Genomic DNA, 17997 nt, shown 5'->3' with positions numbered 1-17997 from the left:
AATGATAATTTAGGGTCTATTTATCTTTCAAGGTTAAATTTGCAGCAGCCTGTTTGGTATTTAGGCAAGGCAGCGCCTATGTAGTGTGGTTATTCCCCATAAATAGGCGATAACGTAGCATTAATGCCAAACAGGCGCTGCCCAAAGGGTTCTGCCTAGGGTCTATTTACTCTTTGTTGCTCGGTTTTTACTTAGACCACTAGGTTACAAATCTCGCGCCGCGATTAAATCGCCCCTAGTTTGAACAAATTATAATCCGCAAAGATAAACAGACCCTAATTAAAACTCTACCAAACCTAATTATTTATTGGGCATTTACTTATTTTGGGTATAATAAATTTGATAACAAAAAAGGGACACATATGCCAGAAGGAAGAGTCAAAGTTAGTTGGATAGTGGCAGGCTTTAGCTTATTTTTAATAAGCTTGCTTACCTATGTTTACTACACTTACCAAACCACGCGTGCTGAAATAATGCAGTCGGTTGATAATCGCTTACTTAATGCCGCCACCAGCGTTAAACATATTCTAGGTGAAAATTACTTAAGTGCGGTTAATCAAGGCGACAACATAAGTTTTTCTTACTATCAAAATAAGAGTAAACAGCTCTCTGAGTTTGCTCAAGCACTTGATATTGCTTATGTGTATTCAATGATTTTAAAAGACGGAAAGGTTCTTTTTAGCTCATCAAGCTACACGCAAGACGATCAGAATAATGGCAAAGTAACTCAATTTTTAGATCTCTACCCTGAAGCTACCGATGCAAATATAAGTGCTTTTTACTCAACCGAGCCTGTATTTGAAATATCGAGCGATCAGTGGGGCCACTTTAAAACTATTTTTATTCCTTACGTTGACCCTATTAACGGCAATACCTATTTAACGGGTGCCGATATAACTATTTACAATTTAAACGAGAAACTTAAAGAAAGCGTATCAAAAGCAGCTGCCATGGCGAGCTTCTTCTTTTTTATCGCGATACTAGTTGCCGCCATATATATTTATTTACTAAAGCGCTCTTTAGCAACTGACTCAAGTACTGGTTTTTCAAATCATATTGCTCTTGAGTACTTTATTAAAAAAAGTAATGCTCATCACATGCAGTTAGCCGTTATTTGGGTTAATGAAATAGAAGATATAAACAGTTTCTACGGCACTGAAGTGGGTGACAAAGTAATGAAAAACTTACTTATTCACTTTAAACTCAGAAGCTCTGCGCATTGCCATATATACAGACTAGCAACCAACAAAATAGTATTACTCGCTCCTAAAGAAATGAGTAATGACGAATTTACCGATCTCGTAAAAACATATAACTTTAATACCCCAGTGTTAACTGACCCTTTTATTTATATAACTCTATGTGCAGGTATTGCCAGTGGCAATAAATCGCTACTACTTGAAAACGCTCATATAGCGGCGCTGCAAGCTAAACAAGGCAGGCATAGCGTAGTTAACTACTCAAAAGCGCTACACGATGTAAAAACGCAATATCAATACAATGTTGAAATGGCTAAAGAGGTGCGTGAAGCGTTTGATAACAACCGTATAGTGCCTTACTTTCAACCCATTATTGATACAAATACCAACAAGGTCGTTCAATACGAATGTTTAGCTCGAATGGTAACGGCGCAAGGGGAAGTGTTAAAACCTGATGCATTTTTAAATGTTGTTACTCGCTCAAGAATGGACGGAATACTTACCCGTACTATATTTTCACAATGTGTTAGTCGCTTTAGAAAAACCGATATTTGCTGGAGTTTAAATATAACAGCACAAGATATGCTCGACCCTAATTTAAGTGAGTTTATTGCGGACGAACTTAAGCGCTACCCGCATCCTGGTAATATCACACTAGAGCTTTTAGAAACCCAAGCTATTGCCAACTTTTCTGAGGTAAAAGCATTTATTGGAATGGTTAAAACGAAAGGCGTTAAGGTTATTATTGATGACTTTGGTAGTGGTTATTCAAATATATCAAACGTACTTAAGCTGGAAGTAGATGGTATTAAGCTAGATGGCGCACTAATAAAGCAAATAGTGAATGACAAAGATATCTATTTATTTATTGAACATATAGCCAGTTTTGCTAATCAACTTGGTTTGCAATTAATGGCAGAGTCGGTAGAAAATGCAACCATAGTAACCGCACTTAAAAAGGCGAATGTGACACTAATGCAAGGCAACTACTTTGCCCACCCAGTGTCACATGTTAGTACGGTTATAGAAGAAGAATTAGCACTTTAACTTACTTTAGCGAGGTAAGTTAATAACGAGTCGGTGGCTTTGCTGGCCACTGGCCCAGTATTTACGCTCAAAAGGCGTAATTGCATCGTCTGACTCATAAAGCGTTACATCGCAAGGGTTGCCTGTTAATTCAAGCGCCCGAGCAAACTCCTTAACGTAAATATCCCAATTGCTGCGCACTTCTAATTTTCCACCTAACTTAACGATAAATGGAAAAATAGCCGCGCCATGCCAGCGTCTACGAATATGCTTAGATTTAGGCCACGGGTTTGGATACAACAAATAATGGTGTATAGGTTGCCAATTAGCAGCAACCGCTAAACGCCAAAAGTCGTTTAAGTCTGCTTGCACTAAGATGTACTGACCACTGTCGGTTTGCTTATATTCAACATCGTGCTTATCTAATCGGTGCGACGATTTATCAATACCAATTATAAGTGCATCTGGGTGGCGCTTAGCTAAGTTAGCTGAGCTTTCACCTACGCCACAACACGAGTCTAAAATAAGCGGGCCACTAAAGGCTTGTACTTTAGCATTAATCTCGTCAAATGCGGCTTGGGTATGCGCTGCAATTGGCTTTTTAAATTCAGCATCTAAGTGCTTATTTACTATTTCATCAAGCTTTTCGTGAATACCCGCTTGATTAGATACAATACTACGTGAATTTGCATCACTCATTAGTGTCTTAGCCCCACACCTTTTTTGATCAATGTAAGCGCTAATGTAAATAACGCTGTTATAAATACTAAAATAACCCCAAGAGCCACGCTCAAATCAACATCCGACACACCTAAAAAGCCATAACGAAATGCGTTAACCATATAAATTATAGGGTTGATTTGTGATACATTCTGCCAAAATTCAGGCAGCAACGTAATTGAATAAAATACACCGCCTAAGTAAGTTAGTGGCGTTAGTATGAAGGTGGGGATAATGCTTATATCGTCAAAGCTGTTTGCGTAAATCGCATTAATTAAGCCACCTAAAGCAAACACAGCTGAGGTTAAAATAACCGTCGCCATAATTACAAAAATATTATGAATTTGAATATCAACAAATAATAACGATACACAGGTAACTATAAAGCCCACCATAATACCGCGCGTCATACCGCCACCCATATAACCTAGAACAATGATGTAGTTAGGTACAGGTGCAACTAAAAGCTCTTCAATGCTTTTTTGAAACTTTGTTGAGTAAAAACTAGAGGCTACGTTGGAATAAGAGTTAGTAATGACCGACATCATTATAAGGCCAGGTACAATAAACTCCATATAACTAAAGCCGCCCATGTCGCCAATGCGTGAACCAATTAAGTTACCAAAAATAACAAAATATAAGCTCATCGTAATTGCTGGCGGTACTAAAGTTTGCACCCAAATACGTAAAAAACGAATGCACTCTTTGATCCACAAACTCTTTAAGGCTACGCCATATTTAAACATTTATTCGCCCCGCCCTTGCTCTAGTAATCCAACAAATAACTCTTCTAATCTGTTTGCTTTATTTCGCATACTCAATACAGTATTACCTTGAGTTGTTAATGCACTAAAAACCGCATTTAATCCTTGAGATTTAGCGACTTCTACTTCAACAGTGTGATCGTCCGTCATGGTAAATTTATAACCTTCAAGCGTTACAGGGTTTGCTGGCATTTTTAAATCTAAAATAAAGGTTTCTTTATCAAGCTTTGCAAGCAGTGCTTTAATGGTCGTGTTTTCAACAATTCGGCCATTATTGATTATGGCGATGTTTTTACACAGTAACTCTGCTTCTTCAAGGTAATGCGTAGTTAAAATAATAGTAACGCCTTGCTCATTTATTTGGCGTAAAAAATCCCACATTGAACGGCGAAGTTCTATGTCTACACCCGCAGTTGGCTCATCAAGTATAAGCAACTTAGGTTCGTGCATAAGGGCACGCGCAATCATTAATCGGCGTTTCATACCGCCTGAAAGCGTACGTGCTTGTTTGTCTTTTTTCTCAAGTAAGCCAAGTTGCGCTAAGTATTTATCAGCACGTTTATGGGCTTCGCCACGTGGCACACCATAATAACCGGCTTGGTTAACAAGTATTTGGCTAAGCGTTTCAAATTGGCTAAAATTAAACTCTTGCGGCACTAAGCCTAAATGCGCTTTTGCAGCTTCTAAGTCAGTATCAATATTACAACCGAATACTTCTACTTTGCCTTTTGTTTTATTAACAAGTGACGAAATAACACCAATGGTGGTTGATTTACCTGCTCCGTTTGGACCAAGTAAAGCAAAAAAGTCGCCCTCTTTAACTTGTAAATCAACGCCTTTAATAGCCTCAACACCATTTTTATAAACCTTGGTAAGGCCTTCTATATTTAAAGCAATATTTTGCTTATTCATTACTTACCCTCACCATAACCCCAACGTTTTGTTAGGTTATGTTCAATATTTAAATGATCTAAAATTCTCGCCACCATAAAATCAACTAAGTCTTCAATACTTTGTGGCTTATGATAAAAGCCAGGCGCTGCTGGCATTATGGTCACACCTAAACGAGATAACTTAAGCATGTTTTCTAAATGAATTTCGTTAAACGGTGTTTCGCGCGGCACTAAAATTAACTGTCCGCGTTCTTTAATTACCACATCAGCGGCGCGCTCTAATAAGTTATCTGACGCCCCTACTGCAATTGCAGAAACCGATCCTGCACTACACGGGCATACCACCATTTTTTTAGGCGCCGCAGAGCCCGAAGCCACAGGGCTAAACCAGTTATCTTTACCGTATACTTTTAACTGCCCAGATTTAGCATTAAACAGCGTACTTAACTGCTCAGTGGCTTTGTCTTCATTACCAGAGAGCTTAATATTTGATTCTGTATCAAGCACCACTCGCGCTGCACTTGAGATAAGTACGTAAACTTGAAATTGCTGCTCAAGCAACACTTCAAGTAACCTTAAACCATAAGGCGCACCTGATGCACCGCTAAAAGCGAGCGTAATTCTATCTTTAAATTGCACACTATTCTCCGCTGTATTTATCAGCTAAACCATCAACAAGGTGTTGATGAAGGCCATTAAAACCGCCATTGCTCATAATTAAAATATGCTGATTAGGCTCAATATTTTCAAGCACCGTATCAATAATTGTTTGCGTGCTGCTAAAGCACTGCATGCCTGCTTTATCTGCTTGCTCTTTTAGCGACCAATTTAGATTCTCTGGTTCAAAAAGTAGTACGTCGTCAGCATCACGCAGTGAATCTAATAATGTATATTGGTGCACGCCCATTTTCATAGTGTTTGAGCGCGGCTCTAAAATAGCGATAATTTTTTCATTACCTACTTTTGCGCGCAGTCCTGCAAGCGTAGTTTTAATTGCTGTTGGGTGATGCGCAAAATCGTCATACACCTTAATATTATTAATATCAGCCTTTAGCTCCATACGCCTTTTAGGGCTAATAAATTCTCCTAAGGCATCAATACTATGATCAACAGCTATACCCACATGGCGCGCTGCTGCGATAGTCATAATTGCATTTTTAACGTTATGCTCGCCTATTGCTTGCCAGCAAACAGTACCCTGCTTTTCGTTATTTAAAAGTACATTAAACTCACTACCATCGGCTTTTATTAATTCATAGCCCCAGTCATCACCGAGTGTTTCGCTTTCGCTCCAAAGCCCTTGTGCTATTACGTCATTAAGCGCTACGTCTTGCTTAGGCCAAATTACCTTGCCGCTTTGAGGTAATGTACGCATTAAGTGATGAAATTGTTTTTTTATTGCGTTTAAATCTTCGAAAATATCAGCGTGATCGAATTCAAGATTATTTAATATAAGTGTACGCGGAAGGTAATGGACAAACTTACTGCGCTTATCAAAAAAAGCTGTGTCGTATTCATCGGCTTCAATAACAAAAAATGGCGTTTCACCTACTTTGGCCGATACACCAAAATTTTGGACTATACCGCCAATTAAAAACCCTGGTTTTAAACCTGCGTACTCTAATACCCACGCAAGCATACTTGCTGTGGTTGTTTTACCATGCGTACCGGCTACAGCAAGTACCCACGAGTTTTGTAATAGGTTATGTTTAAGCCATTCAGGGCCAGATGTATAAGGCAGGCCTTTATCAAGCACATATTCAACACACGGGTTACCACGGCTCATTGCATTACCGATAACTACCATATCTGGTTTTGGCTCTAATTGAGATACGTCGTAGCCTTGAGTCAGTTCAATGCCAAGCTCTTCAAGTTGCGTACTCATTGGTGGGTAAACGTTTTGATCAGAACCCGTTACTTTATGACCTAATGATTTAGCAATGGCTGCAATACCACCCATAAACGTGCCACAAATGCCCAAAATATGTATATGCATATACTTTCCTTAAATCGTATGCTCACTTTACAGCTATGCAAAGTTTAATGGCGCTATAATGCCAAAATTCGTGCTTAGTTACCATTGCGAGTAAGCATTTCACTCGTGCCAAAATATCCACTTGATAACAAAAAAGCCTTCTTAGTCAGAAGGCTTTTTTGTTAGGCGATTATTTTCTACATCATTAAAAATACAATCAAGCCTACACCGAGTAATAAACGATATATTACAAATGGCAACATACCCATTCGCTCTATTACTTTTAAAAACATAAATATACATGCATAAGCCGATAAGAACGATAGCACCACACCCAGTAATAATGTATTCCAATCAACTACATGGTCACCCAGTGCAAGCTCTGCAATATAATAAAGCCCCATCATAGAAATAATCGGAATCGCTAGTAAAAACGAAAAACGCGCTGCGCTTTGCTTATTCATACCCAACATTAAACCAGCAGTCATCGTGATACCTGATCGAGAAGTACCCGGGATCATTGCAACAGCTTGTGCGAAACCAATGATAAGTGCCGTTTTCCAATTGAGCTGATAAATAGTTTTAATTTGTTTCCCTTTTGCATCCGCGTACCAAAGCAATAAACCAAATACAATGGTGGTAGTAGCAATTACCCAAGCGCTTCGCAAATATAACTCAATAAAGTCTTTTAAAAGTAAACCTAAAATAGCGGCAGGCACTGTACCTAGTATAATCCACCAGCCTAATTTACTGTCATCGGTAGTGCCTTGCTTACCAAAAGATTTAAACCATGCGCTTAGTATATCTACTACTTCTTTACGAAAATAAATAACAACGGCTATTAAAGTACCAACATGTACTGCTACGTCAAACGCAAGCCCTTGATCTTCCCAGCCTAAAATTTGCGATGGGAGAATTAAATGCGCAGAACTCGATATTGGTAAAAACTCAGTAAATCCCTGTATGAGGGCTAAAATAATTATTTCGATAATACTCATAGGTTAGAAAACTCCACCTTCCATAGCTTTTGTTGAGGGTTATTATATTCATTCCATAACTGCGCAATCGTTTGCTTAGCTACAGGATGATAAAAATCTGGGGCAACCTCACTCAGAGGTTGTAATACAAATGCATTTTTAGTTATTTCATCACGTGGTAATTGCGCTGGGGAATCGCAAGTTACATCATCATAAAACAGTAAATCTAAATCGAGCGTTCGTGGACTAAATTTTTTATCGTTCGCTGTACGCCCATTATCACGCTCTATTTGTTTTAATAAAGCGCATACATCAGCAAGCGACATATCAGTTGTAGCGCCAACTACTGAATTATAAAAATTATTGCCAGCAAACCCAACTGCTTCACTTTCAAAAACAGACGAGTGCACAATGTGCTCAAAGTGCTGCTTAAGTGCAATTAATGCACATTGTATATAATGCGCTTTATTTATATTTGACCCTAGGCTGATATAAATTTGAGCCATTTAGTCAGTTGCCTTAACACGTGTAATTTCAACACCCACAGTTTGTGCTTGTGCTACTGCTGCAGGTTTACTTACTCTTATAGTAACTTGTGGCGTATTAAACTCGCTTAAAATAATCTCAGCCAACTGCTCAACCAAAGTCTCTAGCAACTCAACAGGTTTTGCAGTGCAGTGCTTAATAACGCGTTCGCTTACTTTTGAGTAATCCAGTGCTAAATTAATATCGTCATTTTCGGCTGCAGGCTTAATATCACTAAGCATTTCAATATCAAAATAAAGGCTCTGTTTACTTTCTTTTTCAAAGTCGTACACTCCAATAATAGTGTCGACGTGCAATTGAGATATAAAAACCTTATCCATTGATACTCCAAATAACAACAAACGACTAAGCAACTATACAAAGCATCAATAAAATTAATACTGTATATGGTTTAGCCAGTGTTTAAATATGTGAAAATAACTTCTACAATAGCAAAATAACCAAACTAGCTATTAAATAGCCTGTTAATAATTTTCACGATAAATTTTGCTGCCAATAATAGCTTAAAAGTACTATCAATTGGTATAGTAATTAAAAAATAAGGAAGCGTGTGTTAGCCACTTTAATGTTTGTTTTAGCTTATTTACTTGGGTCGATTTCGTCGGCTATTTTAGTGTCGCGGTTGTTCAAACTCCCTGACCCTCGTAATAGTGGTTCTAACAACCCAGGGGCTACAAATGTTTATAGATTAGGCGGAGCATTTCCGGCTTGCTTGGTTTTAGTGTTTGATATTTTAAAAGGCACTATTCCAGTATGGGGGGCTTATTTTTTAGAAGTTGAACCTTTAGAGCTTGGATTAGTCGCAGTAGCTGCTTGTTTAGGTCATATGTACCCACTGTTTTTTAGCTTCAAAGGAGGTAAAGCCGTAGCAACGGCATTTGGCTCATTATTACCTATTGGCTTATCATTGGCTGGTTTACTTGTATGCACTTGGTTAGTTATAGTGGCAATAACACGCTATTCATCGCTGGCAGCGCTTGTAGCTGTATCTTTAGCGCCCTTATATACATGGCTGATAAAGCCACTTTATACTCTTCCCGTTACTTTTATCACGCTGTTAATTATATTTCGTCACCGTACTAATATTATTCGATTATTTAGCGGGGAAGAACCAAAAGTGGGTGCTAAAAAAGCACCCACCGATGAAAACAAAAATATCTAAAATATGAGTCATTAAATCGGCTCAAGGCTATCTATAGGCCAACGAGGTTTTGTTTTCATATCAAGCGTGGCAAATTGCCCTGCTTTTAAACGTTGCATTCCTGCATAAGCAATCATTGCACCGTTGTCGGTACAAAATTCAGTACGCGGATAAAAAACTTCGCCTTTCATACCTTTCATTACGCGTTCAAGCTGCAATCGAAGCTGTGTATTTGCACTTACGCCACCGGCGATTACTAAACGCTTAATACCTGTTTGTTTAAGCGCTCGCTTGCACTTAATAACCAACGTATCAATAACCGCTGTTTGAAATGCATGCGCTATATCAGCTTTAGTTTGATCGTCATCGTCATTTTCACGAATAGTGATTGATGCTGCAGTTTTTAAACCACTAAAACTAAAATCAAGACCTGGTTTGTCGGTCATCGGGCGAGGAAAAATAAAGCGCTTCGCAACGCCTTGTTCGGCCATTTTGGCTAAGCGCGGACCTCCAGGGTAGTCAAGACCAAGTAACTTAGCCGTTTTATCAAAGGCTTCGCCTGCGGCATCATCAACTGACTCACCTAGTACTTCGTATTGTCCAATACCCGCTACTTTAACCATCATGGTATGACCGCCCGATACAAGCAATGCAATAAACGGAAACTCAGGAATATTTTCTTCAAGCATCGGAGCAAGTAAATGCCCTTCCATATGATGAACAGCAACAGCTGGAATATCCCAACCGTATGCTAATGAACGACCAATAGAAGTACCTACCAACAATGCTCCAACTAAACCTGGGCCTGCAGTATAAGCAATACCGTCTAAATCTTCTGGGCCGCAACCCGCTTGTGCAAAAGCTGCGTCTATAAGTGGTAGCGTTTTACGAACATGATCGCGCGATGCAAGTTCCGGTACTACACCGCCATAATCAGCGTGTACTTTTACCTGGCTGTATAATTGATGAGCTAACAAGCCTTTTTCGTCATCGTATATTGCAATACCTGTTTCATCACATGACGATTCAATGCCTAAAATTCGCACTGTACTTCTCCTGCCTTTAAAATTTCACTTCGCTGTTTTTATAACGTAAGGCCAATATTTGTTTGGCCATCTTCTAGAGCAAACTTTTTAAGTGCCTTCACGCTATCAGAGGTAATACGCCCCATATTTTCTACAAAATCAATTAGCTCACCTAATACTTCAATTTCGTATTGCATTAATGGATGCTCTCTAACGGCCGTGTTATCTGCAACCTCACCTTCAACCGTCATTTGATATTCAATAAAGCGGGCCACTGTTGCTTGAGATATTTTACTGACACTAATGAACTCTTGCTCATCTTGCGCCATTAAACCATGCATTAAGCTAAGTAAAGACGTTGCAGCATCAATAGCAGGGTAAGTACCAAACATATCAAAATCAGCAAGTTCAGGAACATTCGGTTCTATTTTTTCAACTTGTTTTTCGAGATCTATTTTACTTTTAGGCAGTAATATTTTTTCCCAACAAACATTAAGCGAATTACGAAGTAAGGTTTCATCACCAAACCCCGTTGCTTCGCTAAATAAACCGTAATTTGGCAGCATTCGCTCTATTAAAGCACTTGCTAAAACAGCTTTTTGTAAATAGTTAAGCTCTCTAATACGCTGAAAATTATTTGCTTTAGTCATTCTTTAACGTCTCACACGACCAACAAAAATCAAATGTTGATCCATTATGCTCATTACAGTTAGGGCATACCCAATCTGGAGCGGATTGTTTTACTTGTTGATAGTTTACCAATATTTGGCGCGCATGGCGCTCTTTTATCGCATAAACCTGCACACTAACTTGTGCTTGATCAAATGGAATTTCTCCCAATGCGCCTTGGAGCATCTCACCTTTTATTTTGCATTCGATGCCACTGGTTTGTATTAAACCTTTAATAATATTAGCTTCAAGGGTATTTTCGGCTTTATAAATTGTAACCCATTGAAAAGAGCTATCAGTTGAATTTTTATTATTAATATTTTGCAATATTCACCTCATTTATTTTGTGTTAACAATATCCTACGCTAAATTATTAGCATGCTGCACTTTTAAGGAATAAACATGACACTTACAACCCCGGGCTTACTTTTTCCGGCCATATCGCTGCTATTATTAGCCTATACAAACCGATTTTTAGTTTTAGCGCAATTAATTAGGGAGTTAAATGCACGCGAAGGTGAATCTATCCGACCTGTTGTAGTCGCTCAAATCACTAACTTACGTAAACGAATAAACTTAATCAGAACAATGCAGGTATACGGCGTAGCCTCTTTTTTACTGTGTACATTTTCGATGTTTGCTTTATTTATTGAATTTAATACCACAGGGATTATTTTATTTGGCATTAGCTTAGCTTGCTTAAGTTTATCGTTATTAACGTCTTTATTCGAAATACATATTTCTTGTGATGCGATTGAAATAGAACTACAAAGCATTGAAAATAAACCATTAAGCAGCCGAATAAATAGAAATTTTGTAAAATAAACTCTTATAGATAAAACACCCTATTATTTGTCATAATCATGTTATATGTGCGCCCTATCTTGGGGCGTACTTTTTTATTAATTAGAACAATTAAATTCCAATCTCCTAACTAACCCACTGAGTTAAAATAACTTTGCCTAGATAGTTAATTGCAAAAATATAGACAAAACACAATAAACAACTAGTTATCAATTAAAAAAGTAATACTATTTGGTCGCTTTCCTCTTTAATTAATACTAAAAGGGGGGTATCCTGCTGGAAACACGTATGAACTTGCAACCGTATTTCAATATAGAATTTTACTAAACTTTAGAATAAAAATTAATATATTTGATATCCGTGGTATCTGCGACTTACTTATAAAAAGGGACTATAAAGTGAGATTTGAACAATTAGAGCAATTTGTAGCACTTGGTGTATTACGTCACTTTAGACAAGCAGCTGAACAAACCCAAATTAGTACTTCAGCGCTAACGCGCAGCATTCAAACACTTGAAAATGAAATGGGATATGAGTTAGTAAAACGCTCAACTCGTTCTGTTAAATTAACGCCTGAAGGCGAACTTTTCCTTGAATATGCTAAAACGACTCTATCGGAACTTGAGCTAACGAAAAAACGGATTTTTCAATCAGTAAACGGTAATGCTAATGAAAAACTTGTTATTGGCTATACCAATAAGGCAAGCAGCATAGTACCTATTTCTTGTGGACAGTTTTTAGCTCAATATCCTCATATAAAAATTGAAATGCAGTTACAAGATCAACAAGAGCTAACACGCAGACTCCAACAAGGTGAAATAGACATAAGTGTATACTCTCAAGCTATTAATAGTATTGGCAGTGACATTCACTTACCTGATCAGCTTGTATTATTTGTTTCAAAAAATCACCCTCTTGCACATAAAAACGATATAAGTAAGCAAAATCTTGATAGCTACCCTATGTTTGGCTGCTTCTCTCAATCTAAACAAGTGCAAACTATGCTTAATGAAGCAATTGATTCTTTAAATAAATCATCAAGTATTAAAGTGGGTAGCATTGAGCAAGTAATGGCTGGTGTAGTTAAATCAGATCACTTTGCTATAGCAAGCATTGAGCATGCGAACACAATCGCAGAGAACTCTGAACTCGTGCAACTAAAAACAAATAAAGATTTAAATCACGAACAACTCGTTGTACAGACAAGCCAACAAACGTCTATTACCGAACATGTAGAACACTTGTTGTCGCTTATAAAAAAGGCGGGAGCTGCATTTAACTAACCCTTCTTTTTGAAAAAGTGCGGCACAATAAACAGTAGCTTTAAATCGCTTTTCGGCTACACTGTCGCACCTTTTTTAAACAGCTGATGTGAATGAACACACTTTTTGGTCCTGATGTCTATTTAGATGATATAGAACGCCAAGGATACACCGTAATTCATAACGCGCTTATTGCCGATTTAGTTAACGATTTAGTTGCAGATTGTCACCGTATAAACCCCCACTTTAGCCTTGCCGGTATTGGTCGATTAAATAACTTACAAATAGATAAAACTATTCGCACTGACAAAACCTATTGGTTTGACGGCAGCTCTCAAGCACAGCTTACGTATCAAGCAATAATGCAAAGTATAAAAACCACGTTAAATCGTAGCTTTTTTATGGGGCTATTTGATTACGAATGCCATTATGCAAAATATACACAGGGTGATTTTTACAAAAAACACTTAGATGCATTTAAAGGTCGATCTAATCGTGTATTTACAACGGTGCTTTATTTAAATACGCCAGAGCAAGGTGGCGAACTTGTTATATATAAACCTAAAAGTAAAGAAGTAGAAATAACCATTAAACCAACTGCTGGCACATTGGTTATGTTTGAAAGCGAACGTTTTGCTCATGAAGTGCTCCCTGCAGTTGACGAACGCTATTCTATTGCTGGATGGTTTAGAAAAAACGCCTCTATTAGCGGCATTATTGATCCACCCCGATAGCTCTAAATAGAGAATTTTAACAGCCTTTATTAAGGCTTTAAAATGCTATTGGGTATGAAAGTAATAACCCTATAAAGATAGCCAAGCCCACATAATGATTATTTAAAAACGCTTTAAAGCAGGCATCTCTTTCACGTTTATGAATAAGCGTTTGTTGATATGCCAATAAACCAGCAGCCACACTCAAACCAATGCCAAACGCGACACTTAAATGATTACTTATACCAATAAACGCAACCAGCGATATAAATACAGCATTAAGTAAAAAGATTATGTGGCGGTCGTATTTACCAAATAAAATAGCGGTTGATTTTACCCCTATTTTTAAATCGTCATCTCTATCAACCATCGCATACATAGTGTCATAAGCGACTGTCCAGCAAATGTTGGCTATAAATAATAACCATGCCTGCTGAGGTAATGCATTTATTGAAGCCATATAGGCCATTGGAATAGCCCAACCAAATGCAGCACCTAAAACAACTTGTGGTAATTGCGTATAGCGTTTCATAAAAGGGTAGCAAAAGGCTAAAGCCAAAGCACCAAAAGAAAGCAAAATAGTATTAACGCTAAGCATTAATACTAAAATAAACGCAATAACTATGAGCAGTAAAAATAGGCTAAGTGCTTCACCACTACTAACCCGCCCTGAAGCTAGCGGCCGCTGAGCTGTGCGTTTTACAGAGCCGTCTATTTTCCTATCTGCAAAATCATTAATTACACACCCTGCACTTCGCATAACAACAACGCCCAGCGTAAATATAATAAAGTTGAGTAAGCTCGGCATCCCACTATTAGCAAGCCATAAAGCCCAGTATGTTGGCCAAAGTAATAACAAGGTACCAATGGGCTTATCTATACGCATTAGCTGTATATAGTAAGAAATATGTTTTGGCTTTAAAACGGCTAATTTCATGAGTATAAATATGCTCCTGGTAAAAACACTTCACACACTAAAAATTTATATTCTCGTAGCGAAAACACACTTCGACGACCGAGTAAGTTTTTTCCGGGTAGGTCTAATTTTGCAACTAATTGCTGAACGGGGTGCTTGGCATCAAAATAAGCAATTTCTATATCCGTTCGTTTTAGTGCTGGGTCTTGAAAAATCACATCACCAAGAGGTCGTTCACCCATATTGTGCAAAGGATTGCTCGAATCATTTTTAGGAAGCCAGCTCTGTGCGTATACCACAGGTTTGTTATCGCACAATAAGAGTACTTCTCTATTAATAGCTGTTTTAGCGCTACAGTTTAGTAATAACTTTTGCTCTAGACTTAAAGTAAATAACTGCTCGCTTAATACTCTTACACTAAAAATTTGTGATTTACTTTTTAATTTAGCAGTTAAAGAATTAGGTTCAAAAAGCCATTCTTGCTCTAGAGGAGATAAGTCACTTACATATGAAGTGGACTGCCAATTAGCAGATATAGACAGAGGATAAGTAATCACAATAGCTCAACAAAATAAAAAACAACGAGATGATACCATTGCCAAAGCTTTTGAAAAAGTGATGTTTTATAACCATATATAATAGCTTGGCGCTGTTTATTACCCACTATTAAGTATAAACTATTTGTAACAAGTTTTAAGAAACGCTTTAAATATGAAAAAAATAGTATACGCAGGTCTTTTTACGTTCTTTGTAAGTGTCATAAGCTTTACAGCTCGTGCTGAATCTACAGTTGGTTATTTTGGTTTTGAGCCCGATATAATCACCAACTACATTGGCGCATCAAGTAAAAAAATGGGCTATGTACGTGTAACTATTGATTTAATGCTTAATGACACTTCAGATATTGCAGTAGTAGAGCACCACACGCCATTACTACGTGATGCCCTAGTAGAGATTTTATCTAAAGAGCCTGAAGAAAAAATAAAATCCCTTACTGGCCGTGAAGAAATACGCGCAAAGTGCGCCGAAAAACTAAAAAGCCTCTTAAAAGAAGAAACAGGACAAGAGATCATCCGTGAAGTCTTGTTCACTAAATATTTATATCATTAGTATTTAACGTTTTGCGTTAAATACTTTGGCGGTGTAGGCAAAAGCCATACCGCTAACTAATCCACCTAAGTGCGCCCAATTAGCCATACCTACAAACAATACATCTGCAAACCCAAGCACTAACCAAATCAACATAAAACCAACAATAGCCGTACTAACCAGCGCAGGTTTGTTCGGATTTAAAAAGCTATGAATCCAACAAAAACCAAGTAACCCATATACTACGCCACTCAAACCGCCAAAGTTGGGACCAACCATTAGGTATTGCGCCCAATTACTAATAAGCGCAGTCACTAAAAACAAACCTATTAAGCTGAGTTTTCCGCATTGCTTTTCGATATTGTCGCCAAGCGACATCCACCAAATTAAATTAAACACAATATGGATCGCGCTAAAATGCACAAGCGCGGGAGTTAGCCAGCTTAGTGGTTGTGATGGATTAAATTGCAGAACTGTATAAATTTCATCAAATCCACCCAATAAAAAAGCGACATAAATAACAATACTCAATATGCTAACAGTTTGGTTAAGCCAGCTAAGCGCTTTAAACCGCGCCATAAGATTAAGTGATTGCCCTTGATATTTAAGCGGCGATTGTGTGCTGCCTACATCCCAAGATGCTTGCTGGTATTTTTCATGATTAGGGTTTTGTGTAAACTCAACCCATAAAGGCTGAACTTGATGAAAGTCCTCCTCAGTCACGCTAATAATGACATTACTGCCATCTGCTGAGTGTATCTTTGCATCTAGGCCTTGGCTTTTTAAATAATCTATAAAGCCTTGTGCGGCGCGTGGGTTATTTAAACTGCCAAGCTCTATCATCGTTCTACTTTCTCGCTATAAGACGCTTCCCAAGCAGTAAAACCGCCATCCATGCTGTATACGTCTTCAAAACCTTGCTCAACTAAATAACTAGCTGCGCCCTGAGAGCTCATACCGTGGTAACACACAATAATAATTGGCTGATCGAATTCTTTTTCCATCATAAATTGTGCAATATTACCGTTAGAAAGTGCTTCTGAGCCTGGAATACGACCAGCTTGATACGAATTTGGATCGCGAATATCTGCAATTACAACGTCTTCTTTATCTAGAAGTTCTAACGTTTGCGCTATAGAAATGTGTTTAAATGCCATTGAAGTCTCTTTAATTAATAGTATAAAAAAGGCGGCTAAAGCCGCCCTTCTTGTAATTTAGTTAGGAACTAATCCCAGTTTAAAATTACTTTACCTGACTGACCTGAAATCATCATATCAAAGCCAGCTTGGAAGTCATCCACAGAATACTGATGTGTAATAATTGGGTTCAAATCAAGACCAGATTGAATCAAGCTTGCCATTTTGTACCACGTTTCGAACATTTCGCGACCGTAAATACCTTTAATCACTAAACCTTTAAAAATAACTTGGTTCCAATCAACTGCCATATCAGATGGTGGAATACCTAGCATGGCAATTTTACCGCCGTGGTTCATGTTATTAAGCATTGAATTAAAAGCGCTTGGCACACCTGACATCTCAAGACCAATATCAAAGCCCTCTGTCATACCTAAGTCTTTTATTACATCTTCAAGCTTTTCGCTTGCCACGTTTACAGCACGTGATGCACCCATTTTGCGGGCTAAATCTAGGCGGTATTCATTTACGTCGGTAATAACGACGTGGCGAGCACCAACGTGTTTTGCAACCGCTGCTGCCATAATACCAATTGGGCCTGCACCAGTAATAAGTATATCTTCGCCAACTAAGTCAAACGATAATGCGGTATGAACTGCATTGCCAAACGGGTCAAAAATAGAAGCCAGTTCGTCAGAAATGTTATCTGGAATTTTAAATGCATTAAATGCAGGAATAACTAAATACTCTGCAAATGCACCTTCACGGTTTACACCTACGCCTGTTGTATTTCGGCATAAATGTACACGCCCAGCACGACAGTTACGACAGTGCCCACACGTAATATGACCTTCACCCGATACGCGGTCACCTACTTTAAAGCCACGAACTTCCTGGCCCATATCAACGACTTCACCAACATACTCGTGACCAACAACCATTGGAGTAGGAATAGTTTTGCTTGCCCATTCATCCCATTTGTAAATATGTACGTCGGTACCACAAATAGCTGTTTTACGAATTTTAATCAGTAAGTCGTTATGACCCACTTCTGGCTTTGGCGCATCTGTCATCCAAATGCCCGGTTCTGCTTTTAATTTAGATAATGCTTTCATAATTCACACTCAACTAAAAAACCGAAG

Annotated in this window: 22 protein-coding genes; 6 read left to right on the top strand and 16 right to left on the bottom strand. The window is 38.2% G+C overall.

Annotated features, from left to right (window positions below; genetic code table 11):
* Positions 1–362 precede the first annotated feature (362 nt).
* Positions 363–2246 (top strand): bifunctional diguanylate cyclase/phosphodiesterase, encoded by a 1884-nt coding sequence (locus tag I6E82_RS09835; RefSeq protein ID WP_010554415.1) that lies wholly within the window; start codon positions 363–365, stop codon positions 2244–2246.
* Between the two features lie 6 nt (positions 2247–2252).
* Here I6E82_RS09835 and trmB read toward each other — a convergent pair whose 3' ends face one another.
* The 8 genes from trmB to folB all read right to left on the bottom strand — a co-directional run bounded on the left by trmB (position 2253) and on the right by folB (position 8420).
* Positions 2253–2924, bottom strand: a complete 672-nt coding sequence (gene trmB / locus I6E82_RS09830; protein WP_197117755.1) for a tRNA (guanine(46)-N(7))-methyltransferase TrmB — start codon at positions 2922–2924, stop codon at positions 2253–2255.
* Complete coding sequence (locus I6E82_RS09825; RefSeq protein WP_007584748.1) at positions 2924–3691, bottom strand: ABC transporter permease; 768 nt, start codon at positions 3689–3691, stop codon at positions 2924–2926. Before I6E82_RS09825 ends, trmB begins: the two co-directional genes overlap by 1 nt.
* Entirely contained in the window at positions 3692–4621 is a 930-nt protein-coding gene (locus I6E82_RS09820) for an ABC transporter ATP-binding protein (protein ID WP_197117753.1), read from the bottom strand.
* Positions 4621–5241, bottom strand: a complete 621-nt coding sequence (locus I6E82_RS09815) for a flavin prenyltransferase UbiX (protein WP_007584746.1) — start codon at positions 5239–5241, stop codon at positions 4621–4623. The genes I6E82_RS09820 and I6E82_RS09815 overlap by 1 nt, the downstream gene beginning before the upstream one ends.
* A gap of 1 nt (position 5242) precedes the next feature.
* Complete coding sequence (gene mpl, locus I6E82_RS09810; protein ID WP_197117751.1) at positions 5243–6598, bottom strand: UDP-N-acetylmuramate:L-alanyl-gamma-D-glutamyl-meso-diaminopimelate ligase; 1356 nt, start codon at positions 6596–6598, stop codon at positions 5243–5245.
* 176 nt (positions 6599–6774) lie between these two features.
* The gene (locus tag I6E82_RS09805; RefSeq protein ID WP_197111069.1) at positions 6775–7575 is read right to left on the bottom strand and encodes an undecaprenyl-diphosphate phosphatase; all 801 of its coding nucleotides are present in this window, start codon (positions 7573–7575) and stop codon (positions 6775–6777) included.
* Entirely contained in the window at positions 7572–8060 is a 489-nt protein-coding gene (gene folK, locus I6E82_RS09800; RefSeq protein ID WP_007584740.1) for a 2-amino-4-hydroxy-6-hydroxymethyldihydropteridine diphosphokinase, read from the bottom strand. The genes I6E82_RS09805 and folK overlap by 4 nt, the downstream gene beginning before the upstream one ends.
* Complete coding sequence (gene folB / locus I6E82_RS09795) at positions 8061–8420, bottom strand: dihydroneopterin aldolase (protein ID WP_007584738.1); 360 nt, start codon at positions 8418–8420, stop codon at positions 8061–8063.
* A 230-nt stretch (positions 8421–8650) separates the two neighbouring features.
* Between folB and plsY the strand changes: the two genes are divergently transcribed.
* Positions 8651–9262: a glycerol-3-phosphate 1-O-acyltransferase PlsY gene (gene plsY / locus I6E82_RS09790; protein ID WP_007584736.1), complete on the top strand. Its 612-nt coding sequence runs from the start codon at positions 8651–8653 to the stop codon at positions 9260–9262.
* An 11-nt stretch (positions 9263–9273) separates the two neighbouring features.
* Here the strand turns inward: plsY and tsaD are convergent, their stop codons facing one another.
* The 3 genes from tsaD to I6E82_RS09775 are packed head-to-tail and all read right to left on the bottom strand — an operon-like array spanning position 9274 to position 11262.
* Positions 9274–10287, bottom strand: coding sequence for a tRNA (adenosine(37)-N6)-threonylcarbamoyltransferase complex transferase subunit TsaD (gene tsaD / locus I6E82_RS09785; RefSeq protein ID WP_007584734.1), 1014 nt, complete (start codon positions 10285–10287; stop codon positions 9274–9276).
* Between the two features lie 38 nt (positions 10288–10325).
* The gene (locus I6E82_RS09780) at positions 10326–10916 is read right to left on the bottom strand and encodes a YjaG family protein (protein WP_007584732.1); all 591 of its coding nucleotides are present in this window, start codon (positions 10914–10916) and stop codon (positions 10326–10328) included.
* The gene (locus I6E82_RS09775) at positions 10909–11262 is read right to left on the bottom strand and encodes a putative signal transducing protein (RefSeq protein WP_010554404.1); all 354 of its coding nucleotides are present in this window, start codon (positions 11260–11262) and stop codon (positions 10909–10911) included. Before I6E82_RS09775 ends, I6E82_RS09780 begins: the two co-directional genes overlap by 8 nt.
* Before the next feature lie 75 nt (positions 11263–11337).
* Here I6E82_RS09775 and I6E82_RS09770 point away from each other — a divergent pair, with 75 nt between their 5' ends.
* From I6E82_RS09770 to I6E82_RS09760, 3 genes are all read left to right on the top strand, one after another.
* Entirely contained in the window at positions 11338–11760 is a 423-nt protein-coding gene (locus I6E82_RS09770) for a DUF2721 domain-containing protein (protein WP_007584730.1), read from the top strand.
* Positions 11761–12137: 377 nt separating this feature from the next.
* A complete protein-coding gene (locus I6E82_RS09765) occupies positions 12138–13022 on the top strand; it encodes a LysR family transcriptional regulator (protein ID WP_007584725.1) in 885 nt (294 codons plus the stop codon).
* Between the two features lie 92 nt (positions 13023–13114).
* Entirely contained in the window at positions 13115–13735 is a 621-nt protein-coding gene (locus I6E82_RS09760) for a 2OG-Fe(II) oxygenase (RefSeq protein ID WP_007584723.1), read from the top strand.
* A 37-nt stretch (positions 13736–13772) separates the two neighbouring features.
* Here the strand turns inward: I6E82_RS09760 and ubiA are convergent, their stop codons facing one another.
* On the bottom strand, positions 13773–14651 hold the full coding sequence (ubiA, locus tag I6E82_RS09755) for a 4-hydroxybenzoate octaprenyltransferase (protein WP_169043771.1): 879 nt from the start codon (positions 14649–14651) through the stop codon (positions 13773–13775).
* Positions 14648–15187, bottom strand: a complete 540-nt coding sequence (locus I6E82_RS09750; protein WP_197117749.1) for a chorismate--pyruvate lyase family protein — start codon at positions 15185–15187, stop codon at positions 14648–14650. The genes ubiA and I6E82_RS09750 overlap by 4 nt, the downstream gene beginning before the upstream one ends.
* Positions 15188–15341: 154 nt before the next feature.
* On the opposite strand from I6E82_RS09750, the gene I6E82_RS09745 reads away from it, so the two are divergent.
* Positions 15342–15740 carry a flagellar basal body-associated protein FliL gene (locus I6E82_RS09745; RefSeq protein ID WP_007584719.1) on the top strand — a complete coding sequence of 133 codons (399 nt, stop codon included), beginning with the start codon at positions 15342–15344 and terminating at the stop codon, positions 15738–15740.
* A gap of 3 nt (positions 15741–15743) precedes the next feature.
* Here I6E82_RS09745 and glpG read toward each other — a convergent pair whose 3' ends face one another.
* The 3 genes from glpG to tdh form a co-directional block, all read right to left on the bottom strand.
* Positions 15744–16562: a rhomboid family intramembrane serine protease GlpG gene (gene glpG, locus I6E82_RS09740; protein ID WP_024591461.1), complete on the bottom strand. Its 819-nt coding sequence runs from the start codon at positions 16560–16562 to the stop codon at positions 15744–15746.
* Positions 16559–16876 (bottom strand): thiosulfate sulfurtransferase GlpE, encoded by a 318-nt coding sequence (gene glpE, locus I6E82_RS09735; protein ID WP_007584717.1) that lies wholly within the window; start codon positions 16874–16876, stop codon positions 16559–16561. The genes glpG and glpE overlap by 4 nt, the downstream gene beginning before the upstream one ends.
* A 68-nt stretch (positions 16877–16944) precedes the next feature.
* Positions 16945–17970 (bottom strand): L-threonine 3-dehydrogenase, encoded by a 1026-nt coding sequence (tdh, locus tag I6E82_RS09730; protein WP_197117747.1) that lies wholly within the window; start codon positions 17968–17970, stop codon positions 16945–16947.
* Between the last annotated feature and the right edge of the window lie 27 nt (positions 17971–17997).

It is taken from the genome of Pseudoalteromonas sp. NZS11, from assembly GCF_015864765.1.
GTDB classification, from domain to species: Bacteria; Pseudomonadota; Gammaproteobacteria; order Enterobacterales; family Alteromonadaceae; genus Pseudoalteromonas; species Pseudoalteromonas arctica.
This window is presented reverse-complemented; position numbering and strand designations above follow the sequence as displayed.

What these genes read in the sequence shown, in the direction of transcription:
- I6E82_RS09820 (WP_197117753.1), bottom strand. Translation starts at nt 4,621, where the DNA reads ATGAATAAGCAAAATATTGCTTTAAATATAGAAGGCCTTACCAAGGTT.
- folB (WP_007584738.1), bottom strand. Translation starts at nt 8,420, where the DNA reads ATGGATAAGGTTTTTATATCTCAATTGCACGTCGACACTATTATTGGA.
- I6E82_RS09760 (WP_007584723.1), top strand. Translation starts at nt 13,115, where the DNA reads ATGAACACACTTTTTGGTCCTGATGTCTATTTAGATGATATAGAACGC.
- ubiA (WP_169043771.1), bottom strand. Translation starts at nt 14,651, where the DNA reads ATGAAATTAGCCGTTTTAAAGCCAAAACATATTTCTTACTATATACAG.
- I6E82_RS09770 (WP_007584730.1), top strand. Translation starts at nt 11,338, where the DNA reads ATGACACTTACAACCCCGGGCTTACTTTTTCCGGCCATATCGCTGCTA.
- I6E82_RS09745 (WP_007584719.1), top strand. Translation starts at nt 15,342, where the DNA reads ATGAAAAAAATAGTATACGCAGGTCTTTTTACGTTCTTTGTAAGTGTC.
- I6E82_RS09805 (WP_197111069.1), bottom strand. Translation starts at nt 7,575, where the DNA reads ATGAGTATTATCGAAATAATTATTTTAGCCCTCATACAGGGATTTACT.
- mpl (WP_197117751.1), bottom strand. Translation starts at nt 6,598, where the DNA reads ATGCATATACATATTTTGGGCATTTGTGGCACGTTTATGGGTGGTATT.
- folK (WP_007584740.1), bottom strand. Translation starts at nt 8,060, where the DNA reads ATGGCTCAAATTTATATCAGCCTAGGGTCAAATATAAATAAAGCGCAT.
- trmB (WP_197117755.1), bottom strand. Translation starts at nt 2,924, where the DNA reads ATGAGTGATGCAAATTCACGTAGTATTGTATCTAATCAAGCGGGTATT.
- glpG (WP_024591461.1), bottom strand. Translation starts at nt 16,562, where the DNA reads ATGATAGAGCTTGGCAGTTTAAATAACCCACGCGCCGCACAAGGCTTT.
- I6E82_RS09780 (WP_007584732.1), bottom strand. Translation starts at nt 10,916, where the DNA reads ATGACTAAAGCAAATAATTTTCAGCGTATTAGAGAGCTTAACTATTTA.
- I6E82_RS09825 (WP_007584748.1), bottom strand. Translation starts at nt 3,691, where the DNA reads ATGTTTAAATATGGCGTAGCCTTAAAGAGTTTGTGGATCAAAGAGTGC.
- tdh (WP_197117747.1), bottom strand. Translation starts at nt 17,970, where the DNA reads ATGAAAGCATTATCTAAATTAAAAGCAGAACCGGGCATTTGGATGACA.
- glpE (WP_007584717.1), bottom strand. Translation starts at nt 16,876, where the DNA reads ATGGCATTTAAACACATTTCTATAGCGCAAACGTTAGAACTTCTAGAT.
- I6E82_RS09835 (WP_010554415.1), top strand. Translation starts at nt 363, where the DNA reads ATGCCAGAAGGAAGAGTCAAAGTTAGTTGGATAGTGGCAGGCTTTAGC.